The organism is Micromonospora sp. AMSO1212t (assembly GCF_008868145.1).
GTDB lineage: Bacteria > Actinomycetota > Actinomycetes > Mycobacteriales > Micromonosporaceae > Micromonospora > Micromonospora tulbaghiae.
Genome location: NZ_WBKS01000178.1, coordinates 1 through 8,878, shown reverse-complemented (window position 1 = coordinate 8,878; position 8,878 = coordinate 1). Strand labels below are relative to the sequence as shown.

The following is an 8,878-nucleotide window of genomic DNA, read 5'->3' as shown; positions in this document are numbered from 1 at the left end:
AGGAGCTTGCGGGGGAGTTCGAGGCGGAACGAGGGCGTCTCCTGGCGGTCGCGCAGCGGATGCTCGGCAGCCGCAGCGAGGCCGAGGACGCGGTGCAGGAGACCTGGCTGCGCTTCTCCGGCGCGCTGAGCGACCCGGAGGAGCGCGCCCGCGTACGCGACCTGCGGGGCTGGCTGATCACCACCTGCTCCCGGATCTGCCTGGACGTGCTCCGCTCCGCCCGGGTGCGCCGGGAGGCGTACCCCGGTCAGTGGCTCCCCGAGCCGGTGGTGACCGCGGTGCCGGCGGCGGACGGGTTCGCGCCCGACCCGGCCGAGCGGGCGGTACGGGCCGACCAGCTCGGTACCGCGCTGCTGGTGGTGCTGGAACGGCTGACGCCGGAGCAGCGGGTGGCGTTCGTGCTGCACGACGTGTTCGCGGTGCCGTTCCCCGACGTGGCGGACGTGCTCGCGGTGACGCCGGAGGCGGCCCGTCAGCTGGCGTCGCGCGCCCGCCGGGCGGTGCACGGGCCGGACGCGCCCCGGCACAGCGCCGACATCGCCGAACAGCGGCGGGTGCTCGCCGCGTTCGCCGCCGCGGTGGAGTCGGGTGAGCTGGAGCAGTTGGTCCGCGTGCTCGCCCCCGACGTCGTGTCGATCGGCGACGCCGGCGGTCACTTCCCGGCGGGACGCCGGCCGGTGGCCGGCGTCGACTCGGTCGCCCGCCTGCTCCTCGGTCTGTACGGCCAGGCCCGGCAGCGGGGTGGACTACGCGGCCGGCCGGTGCTGGTGGACGGCACGCTGGGGTGGCAGACGGAGTTCTTCCACCGGGACGGGCGGACCATCCGGATGGTCACCTCGTTCGCGGTCCACGAGGGGCGGGTCACCGGCGTGTTCAACCAGCTCAACCCGGACAAGGTGAGCGGGCTGCCGCCGCTGGGGCCGGACGCCGTCTGGCCGCCGCGCTGGTGAGCCGGCTCAGACCACCACTGCGAGCCACTTCCGGTACGACGTGGCGAACGGCTCGGTGCCGTCGCCGAGCGCGCCGAGCAGCCAGCGGGACGCGGCCTCGGCCTCGGTGACCACGTCGTCCGGGTAGCCCCAGCGGGCCCGGTGCACGGCGAACTCGTCCTCGTCACGCAGCTCGACCAGGCCGGTCTCGCGGCGGCGCACCACGTCCAGGTCGAGGTCGATCAGGTGGACCGTCTCCTCACCCTCCCAGCGGGCCGGGGTGGCGATGTCGCAGTAGACCTCGCTGGTGCGCGGCGGCGGGTTGAACATGCCGGTCCACCAGCCGTGGTGCGGCACCAGCAGGACGAACGGGATCTGCTCGACGGACGGGCGGCCGTGGTAGACGGACTCGGTGCCGGCGGGCACGCCGAGCCAGACGCCGAGGTCGTCCTCGGCGAGCCGGCGGGCCGGGTAGTCGCGGTGGGCGCTGCCGTCGTACTTGCGGTAGATCACGCGGACCACGTCGCTCGGCATGCCTGGCACCCTAACCGATTCCGGCCACGCCACGCGATCGGTAGGTAACCGGATGCGACCCGCCGTCCCGCCACGCCGTCGGAGCGGCCGGACCCCCGTCGGTGCCGGCGGGTACGGTCGCACGGTGACCCCGTCCCGCACCGCCACCGGCCCGGCCGTCCCGAAGAAGCGCCGCAGTGGCCGCGCCGGTGCCGGGGAGCTGCTGACCGCCGCGGTGGGCGCGGTTCCGGGCGGCGCGGCACGGCCGGGTCAGCAGCAGATGGCCGAGGCGATCGAGCGCAGCATCGCCTCCGGCGAGCACCTGCTTGTGCAGGCCGGCACGGGCACCGGCAAGTCCCTCGCCTACCTCGCTCCGGCGCTGACAGTGGACGGGCCGGTGGTGGTCTCCACCGCCACGCTCGCGTTGCAGTCCCAGCTCGTCGAGCACGACCTGCCGAGGCTGGCCGACGCGGTCGAGCCGGTGCTGGGCCGCCGTCCCACCTTCGCCGTGCTGAAGGGGCGCCACCACTACCTGTGCCTGGCCCGGTTGGACAGCTCGGTCGAGGACGAGCCGGACGACGTGCTGTTCGAGGCGCCGCGCCCCGGCAACGGGGGCACCAAGTGGCTCGGTGAGGCGGGCCGTCTGGGCAAGCAGGTGCAGCGGCTGCGCGACTGGGCCGAGGAGACCGCCACCGGCGACCGCGACGAGCTGGATCCGGGCGTGGACGACCAGGTGTGGCGCAGCGTGTCCATGCCGGCCCGGGAGTGCGTCGGCGCGAGCCGCTGCCCGTTCGGCCAGGAGTGCTTCGCGGAGGCGTCCCGGGCGCGCGCCCGGGAGGCCGACATCGTGGTCACCAACCACAGCCTGCTCGCCGTCGACATGCTCGCCGGGCGGCACATCGTGCCGCCGCACCGGCTGCTCGTGGTGGACGAGGCGCACGAGCTGGCCGACCGGGTCTCCTCCGCCGCCCAGGCGGAGCTGGTGCCGGAGCTGATCGACAGGTCCACCCGGCGGGCCCGGCCGCTGCTGCGCCCCGACGTGGCCGAGCGGCTCACCGAGGCCGGTGACGCGCTCGCGGTGGGGCTGGCCGAGGCGCCGGCCGGGCGGCTCACCTCCGGTCTGCCGCCCGCGCTGCGTGAGGCGTGCACGCTGCTGGACTCGGCGACCCGGGCCGCGCTGGAGGCGATCGGCGACGTGAAGGCCGACGACCCCGACCCGGTACGCAAGCAGCAGGCCAAGGCGGTGCTGGACGAGCTGTCCACCACCGCCCAGCGGCTGCTCGAGGAGGCCGACCACGACGTCGCCTGGGTCGAGAAGCCGGACAACGGCAGTCGCCGGGCGCTCGTGGTGGCGCCGCTGTCGGTGGCGGGCACGCTCGCCACCCACCTGTACGACGAGCGCACAGTGGTCGCCACCTCGGCCACGCTGGCGCTGGGCGGGCGCTTCGACACGGTGGCCCGGGCGCTGGGGCTGGACGCGCCGCCGCCCGCCCCGCCGTCCCCGGCCGCCGCCGCGCTCGCCACCGCTGCCGCCGCCGGCCGCGCCCCGGTCACGCCGGTGGCCGCCACCGAGGGCAGCCGGGCGGCGATCGGCACCGTACCGGCGACCGAGGGGCCGGGCTGGAGTTCGCTCGACGTCGGCTCGCCGTTCGACTACGCCCGGCAGGGCATCCTGTACGTGGCAGCGCACCTGCCCCGCCCCAGCGTCTCCGGGCTGCCCGGGCCGGCCGGCGAGGAGCTGCTGGCGCTGGTCGAGGCGCTCGGTGGTCGTACCCTCGGGCTCTTTTCGTCGCGGCGGGCCGCGCAGCAGGCGGCGGAGCTGGTCCGCGCGCGGACCGACCTGCCGGTGCTGCTCCAGGGCGAGGAGGCGCTGCCGTTGCTGGTCCGCCGGTTCCGCCAGGAGCGGGAGAGCTGCCTGTTCGGGGTGATGTCGCTGTGGCAGGGCGTGGACGTGCCGGGCGACGCCTGCCAGCTCGTGGTGATCGACAGGTTGCCGTTCCCCCGCCCCGACGAACCGCTCGCGGCGGCGCGGGCGGCGGCGGTGGACGCGGGCGGCGGCTCCGGGTTCGCGGCGGTGAGTGTGCCGATCGCGGCGGTCCGGCTGGCCCAGGGCGTCGGCCGGCTGATCCGGGCCACCGGCGACCGGGGCGTCGTCGCGGTGCTCGACTCGCGGCTGGAGACGGCGCGCGGGTACGGCCCGTTCCTGCGCCGCTCGCTGCCGCCGTTCTGGTACACGACGCGGCCGGAGGTGGCCCGGGGCGCGCTGGAACGGCTCGCCAAGAGCTGACGCCCGCGCCTCCCCGGGTGGGGTGACGCGGGCGTCGGCGGAGCTGTTGCCGGTCAGGGCGCCTGGGAGGCGACCACCACCGCGTCCGGTGGGGTGTCCGGCACGGTACGCGCGGCGAGCCGCCGGACCGCGGTGTTGACCACGGCGATCAGCGGCACCGCGACGAGCGCGCCGGCGATGCCTGCCAGCACCACACCGGCGGCGATGCCGATGATCACGGCGAGCGGGTGGATGGCCACCGCCCGGCCCATGATCAGCGGCTGGAGCACGTGGCCCTCGACCTGCTGCACGCCGACCACCGCGCCGAGGATGATCAGGGCGGTCACCGGGCCGCTGTCGACGAGCGCCACCAGCACGGCCACCACGCCGGACAGGAACGCGCCGACGATCGGGATGAACGCGCCCAGGAAGACCAGCGCGGCCAGCGGGAACGCGAACGGGATGTCGAAGAGCACCAGGAAGATGCCGATGCCGACCGCGTCGATGAAGGCGACGAGCACGGTGGCCCGCACGTACGCGCCGAGCGTCGCCCAGGACGCGCGCCCGGCGTCGTCGACCTTCCACCGCGCCGCAACCGGCAGCAGCCGGACCAGGAACCGCCAGATGTTGTTGCCGTCGCGGAGGAAGAAGAACGTGGCGAAGAGCACCAGCACGGCGCCGGTGAGCACCTCGGCCAGCGTGGCGGCGGTGCTGAGCGCGCCGCTGGTGAACCGCTCGGTGTTGCCGTTGATCCAGTTCTGCGCCTCGTCGATGTAGCGGTCGAGCTGGCTGTCGGACAGGTGCAGCGGCCCGGTCTTGAACCAGTCCTGGATCTGCCGGACGCCCTCGGAGGACTTCTCGCTCAGCTTCGGGACGCCCTTGATGAACTCGTTCACCACGAGCGTCAGCGTGCCGACCACCGCGGCCAGGCCGCCGACCAGCACCACGCCGGTGGCCAGCGAGCGGGGCAGGCGGGCCCGGAGCAGCCAGCCGACCGCCGGGGCGAGCAGCGCGGAGAGCAGCAGCGCGACCGTCAACGGGATGATCACGATGCTGATCGTGCCGATGATCCTGATGAGGGCCCAGGTCACGATGCCGATCACGATCAGCCGCCAGCACCAGGCGGCGGCGATGCGCAGCGCGTGCGGCACCTCCGTGTCGTCCCGGCTGACCGTCGAGGAGTGCAGCGCCGCCGGCGACCCGGCGCCCACGACCATCGCCTCCGGCGAGGCGGGCGGCCCCGGCGCGGCGGGCGAGGCCACTCCCGCGTCGGCCGCCTCCGCGGCGGCCCGCCGGGTGCGGGCCGTCTCCCGGCCCGACTCGTACGCGCGGCGGAGCCGTCCGCGCATCCGCTCGAAGCGGCTCAAGCGCACCTCCGGCAAAATCAGCCCCACCCGGTCGCAGGGGGCACAGGATACGTCCGTACGCCCCACCCTAGGGCGACTCGGCCACACATTGCCCGCCCGGCGCTCTCGCCAACCACGCCGGAATCGACCGACGGCCACGCGGTAGCGTCTTCGCGTGACCGCCGACCAGAGTCTCGACGCCGGGCTGCCGATCCGCCTGCTGCACGACCGCGTGCTGGTGCGTACCGAGGGTGGCGAGGGGGAACGCCGCTCCACCGCCGGCATCGTGATCCCCGCGACGGCAGCCGTGGGCAAGCGGCTGGCCTGGGCCACAGCGGTCGGCGTCGGGCCCAACGTCCGCGCGGTCGTGGCCGGCGACCGGGTGCTGTTCGACCCGGACGAGCGCTCCGAGGTCGAGTTGCACGGGCGGGCGTACGTGCTGCTGCGCGAGCGGGACGTGCACGCCGTGGCGGCCGAGCGGGTGGAGACCGCCGCCGCCGGCTCCACCGGTCTCTACCTGTAGCTCTCACCTCCGACGGCGGCCCCCGACGCCGGTCGCTCCGCGGCGACGCTGTTTGCGGCGCTGCCCGGCGGGAAGCCCAGGCACCTCAGCGCGCCCTGGGGAGGGACACCATGCCGGTAGTGATCAAAAAGATCCTCGCCTGGGGATTCCTCGCGTTCCTGATCTACTTCATGGCGTTCCGGCCGGACGGGGCGGCGCAGGTGTTCAAGGGCATCGGCGGTGCGCTGATGGCCATCGCCCAGGGGCTCGGCGACTTCCTGACCGGCCTGATGAGCTGACCACCGCCGCTGACGAGCCGACCGGCATCAGCGCCCGGGGTGCCAGGGCGCGCCCGGGTCGTGCCAGCCGCCCGGGCCGTGGCCGGCACCCGGGCCGTAGCCGTGGCCGGAAGCCGGACCGTGACCGGCGCCCGGGCCGCCGTGCCAGCCGCTCGGGCCGTAGCCGCCCTGCGGGAAGGCGGGCGGCTGGGCCAGCACCACCGGGATCGGCACCACCGGGTCGTCCGGCGCCTCGACCGGGCGCTGCGAACCGTCCGGGAACCGCAGGTGGTAGCGCTGACCGTCCCAGACCCCGACCGGCGCCTGCGGGTCACGACCGACGAAGAACGACCGGTACGCGGTGATCGCGTCCAGCAGCTCCCGTTCCTCCCGTGCCGTCCGCTCCCGCTCCTCCGGCTTGCGGTCCAGCCCTCGGCGCATCCCGTCCCGCAGAAGCGCCAGACGGGTCGCGGCGAACTGGTAGCCGCGCATCGCGCGTACCCCGCCGTCACCGGCGACCCGTCGCGCCCAGGTACGCGCCGCGTGCCGCCGGCCCAGGCTGCCCAGCGCCGCCACCTCGGGCGGGGTGAGCCAGCCCGCGCGTACGTAGTCGGGCAGCGTGCGCTCGGTCAGCCGGCCCTCCCAGGCGCGCAGCCAGACCGCCAGCCCGACCATCGCGAAGAAGATCGGCACCATCACGCCGATGTAGCCGTAGAGCACGATCACGGTCTCCCCGGTGGCCTGGGCCAGCGAGGGCAGCAGGTTCCAGGTGCCGTGCAGGATCATCGCCAGCAGCAGCCCGGCGAGCGGCGCGAGCACCCGTACCCGCCGGTCGGCGGTACGCGCGGCGACACCCAGCCCGACGCCGGTCATCGACGTGAACAGCGGGTGGGCGAAGCCGAACAGCAGGATCCGGACGATGAAGATCGCGATCACCTGCTGCGCGCCGGTGGCCGGGCCGTACTCGTCGGCGCCGGCACGGTAGCCGTGCCCGCCCAGGTAGAGGATGTTCTCCACCATGGCGAAGCCGACCGCGGAGAGCCCGCAGTAGACCAGGCCGTCGGTGATGCCGGAGAACTCCCGCCGCCGGAAGATCAGCACCAGGAGCGGGCCGGCCGCCTTGGTCAGCTCCTCGATGAACGGCGCGACCAGCACCGCGGTCAACGCGACCGGCAGCCCCCGGTCTTCGAACAGCCCCGCGCTGGCCGTGTTCACCAGCAACGAGATCGCGGTGGAGACGAAGGCGCCCCAGGCGAAGCAGAAGATCAGGTACTTCAGCGGCTCCGGTTCGTAACGGTCGAGCCAGAGGAAGCAGAAGACCAGCACCGGTACCGGCAGGATCGCCGCGATCACGCCGATCAGCAGCGCCTCGGCGCCCAGGCTCTCGCCGAGCGTGAACACCATGAACAGCGCACCGGCCGCGATCAGCAGCACCACACCGGCCAGCACCAGGAAGCGCCGCCAGCCGAGCCGGCGCAGCGGCATCCGGGGCGCCGGCGCCCCCGGCGGGGCGGCGGGCGCGTGCGGTGGCGGCGGGGCTGCGCCGGGCGGGATGTCGGCCATGCGGTCAGCGTAGTCACCCACGACCCACTGGTCCGGTCCCATCGTGAGGGCTATGCTCCCGGACAGGTCACGAGCGCCAGCGTCAAGCCCCGGCTTGCTGGCCGGCAACCCTCGTCGAGGTTCGCGGTGGGGTGCCCCGGGTGATGACCGGGCCCGGTGCCGCTCCGCGCGCCGGGCAAGCGCGGACCCCGTCCCGGCACCACCTGGGGTCCCTGTGACCCGGGAGGCTCCGGCATGACCCTCACCCTCGTACCCTCGCTGCCCGTGCTGACCGCCCCGGTCCGGCCCGACCCGCTCGGCGTGCTCGGCGTACCGGGGGAGATCAACCTGGACCACGCCGCCAGCGCGCCGTGCTCGCGGGCCGCGGCCGACGCGGTGGCTGGGCTTCTTCCCTGGTACGCGAGTGTGCACCGCGGCGCGGGCGCGCTGTCGCGGCGCTGCACGCTCGCATACGAGCGGGCCCGGCAGACCGTCGGCGACTTCCTCGGCGCCCGCCCCGACGATCACGTGATCTTCACCCGGAACACCACCGACGCGCTGAACCTGCTGGCCCGCGCCCTGCCCGCCGGCACCACGGTGATCACGTTCGGCGGCGAGCACCACGCCAACCTGCTGCCCTGGCCGCGCGGCTCGGTACGGCTGCCGGTGCCGGACAGCCCGGCCGGCGCGGTCCGGTCCCTCGCGGCGGCGCTCGGCGAACTCGCACGCGACGCCCGGCCCGGCCTGCCCGTGCTGGTCGCGGTCACCGGCGCGAGCAACGTCACGGGCGAATGCTGGCCGGTCGCCGAGCTGGCCCGGGTGGCCCACCGGCACGGCGCCCGCATCCTGGTCGACGCCGCGCAGCTCGCCCCGCACGCACCGGTCGACCTGACCGCGCTGGACGTGGACTACCTGGCCCTGTCCGGGCACAAGCTGTACGCCCCGTTCGGCGCCGGCGTGCTGGCCGGGCGCGCGGACTGGCTGGACGCGGCCCCGCCGTACCTGGCCGGAGGCGGCGCCACCAGCCACGTCGGCGCGGCGACGCACGAGGTGCGCTGGACGGCCGGCCCGGCCCGGCACGAGGCCGGCACCCCGAACCTGCTCGGCGCGGTGGCGCTCGCCGCGGTCTGCGAGGCGCTCGGCGCGGCCGACCGGAACGCGCTGCACGCCCGGGAACAGGCGCTGCTGGCCCGGCTGCGTACCGGCCTGGCCGCGCTGCCGGACGTGGTGGAGCTGCGCGTGTTCGACCCGGACGCGCCCCGGGTGGGCATCGTCAGCTTCGTGGTCGCCGGACGGGACTCCGCCGAGGTGGCCGCCCACCTGGCGAGCCGGCACCGGATCGGGGTACGCGACGGCCTGTTCTGTGCGCACCCGCTGACCCGGCGCCTGCTGGCCGAGGCCGCCGCCCGTACCGGCCGCACCGACCCGCCCCCGACCGCCCTACGAGCCAGCCTCGGCCTCGGCACCACCACGGCCGAGGCTGGCTCGTAGGGCGGTCGGGG

At 75.2% G+C, this 8,878-nt stretch carries 8 protein-coding genes and 1 riboswitch; of the genes, 5 read left to right on the top strand and 3 right to left on the bottom strand.

Annotated features, from left to right (window positions below; all coding sequences use genetic code 11):
- Nucleotides 1-950: RNA polymerase sigma factor SigJ (sigJ, locus tag F8279_RS27790; protein WP_225853435.1), on the top strand; the 950-nt coding region annotated here is incomplete at its 5' end.
- Nucleotides 951-956: 6 nt separating this feature from the next.
- On the opposite strand, the gene F8279_RS27785 is transcribed toward sigJ, so the two are convergent.
- Entirely contained in the window at nucleotides 957-1,463 is a 507-nt protein-coding gene (locus F8279_RS27785; RefSeq protein ID WP_091425459.1) for a DUF402 domain-containing protein, read from the bottom strand.
- 124 nt (nucleotides 1,464-1,587) lie between these two features.
- Between F8279_RS27785 and F8279_RS27780 the strand changes: the two genes are divergently transcribed.
- On the top strand, nucleotides 1,588-3,729 hold the full coding sequence (locus F8279_RS27780; RefSeq protein WP_151501519.1) for an ATP-dependent DNA helicase: 2,142 nt from the start codon (nucleotides 1,588-1,590) through the stop codon (nucleotides 3,727-3,729).
- Between the two features lie 53 nt (nucleotides 3,730-3,782).
- Here F8279_RS27780 and F8279_RS27775 read toward each other — a convergent pair whose 3' ends face one another.
- The gene (locus F8279_RS27775) at nucleotides 3,783-5,057 is read right to left on the bottom strand and encodes an AI-2E family transporter (protein WP_368668843.1); all 1,275 of its coding nucleotides are present in this window, start codon (nucleotides 5,055-5,057) and stop codon (nucleotides 3,783-3,785) included.
- Between the two features lie 172 nt (nucleotides 5,058-5,229).
- Between F8279_RS27775 and F8279_RS27770 the strand changes: the two genes are divergently transcribed.
- Both F8279_RS27770 and F8279_RS30385 read left to right on the top strand, forming a co-directional pair.
- Nucleotides 5,230-5,577 (top strand): co-chaperone GroES, encoded by a 348-nt coding sequence (locus F8279_RS27770; RefSeq protein WP_091425468.1) that lies wholly within the window; start codon nucleotides 5,230-5,232, stop codon nucleotides 5,575-5,577.
- A gap of 119 nt (nucleotides 5,578-5,696) precedes the next feature.
- Nucleotides 5,697-5,855, top strand: coding sequence for a hypothetical protein (locus F8279_RS30385; RefSeq protein WP_162881441.1), 159 nt, complete (start codon nucleotides 5,697-5,699; stop codon nucleotides 5,853-5,855).
- Between the two features lie 27 nt (nucleotides 5,856-5,882).
- On the opposite strand, the gene F8279_RS27765 is transcribed toward F8279_RS30385, so the two are convergent.
- Nucleotides 5,883-7,439: a PrsW family intramembrane metalloprotease gene (locus F8279_RS27765; RefSeq protein ID WP_175438827.1), complete on the bottom strand. Its 1,557-nt coding sequence runs from the start codon at nucleotides 7,437-7,439 to the stop codon at nucleotides 5,883-5,885.
- Between the two features lie 23 nt (nucleotides 7,440-7,462).
- A riboswitch (SAM riboswitch) is annotated at nucleotides 7,463-7,585 on the top strand.
- A 46-nt stretch (nucleotides 7,586-7,631) separates the two neighbouring features.
- Between F8279_RS27765 and F8279_RS27760 the strand changes: the two genes are divergently transcribed.
- Nucleotides 7,632-8,867 carry an aminotransferase class V-fold PLP-dependent enzyme gene (locus F8279_RS27760; protein ID WP_151501517.1) on the top strand — a complete coding sequence of 412 codons (1,236 nt, stop codon included), beginning with the start codon at nucleotides 7,632-7,634 and terminating at the stop codon, nucleotides 8,865-8,867.
- Nucleotides 8,868-8,878 lie beyond the last annotated feature (11 nt).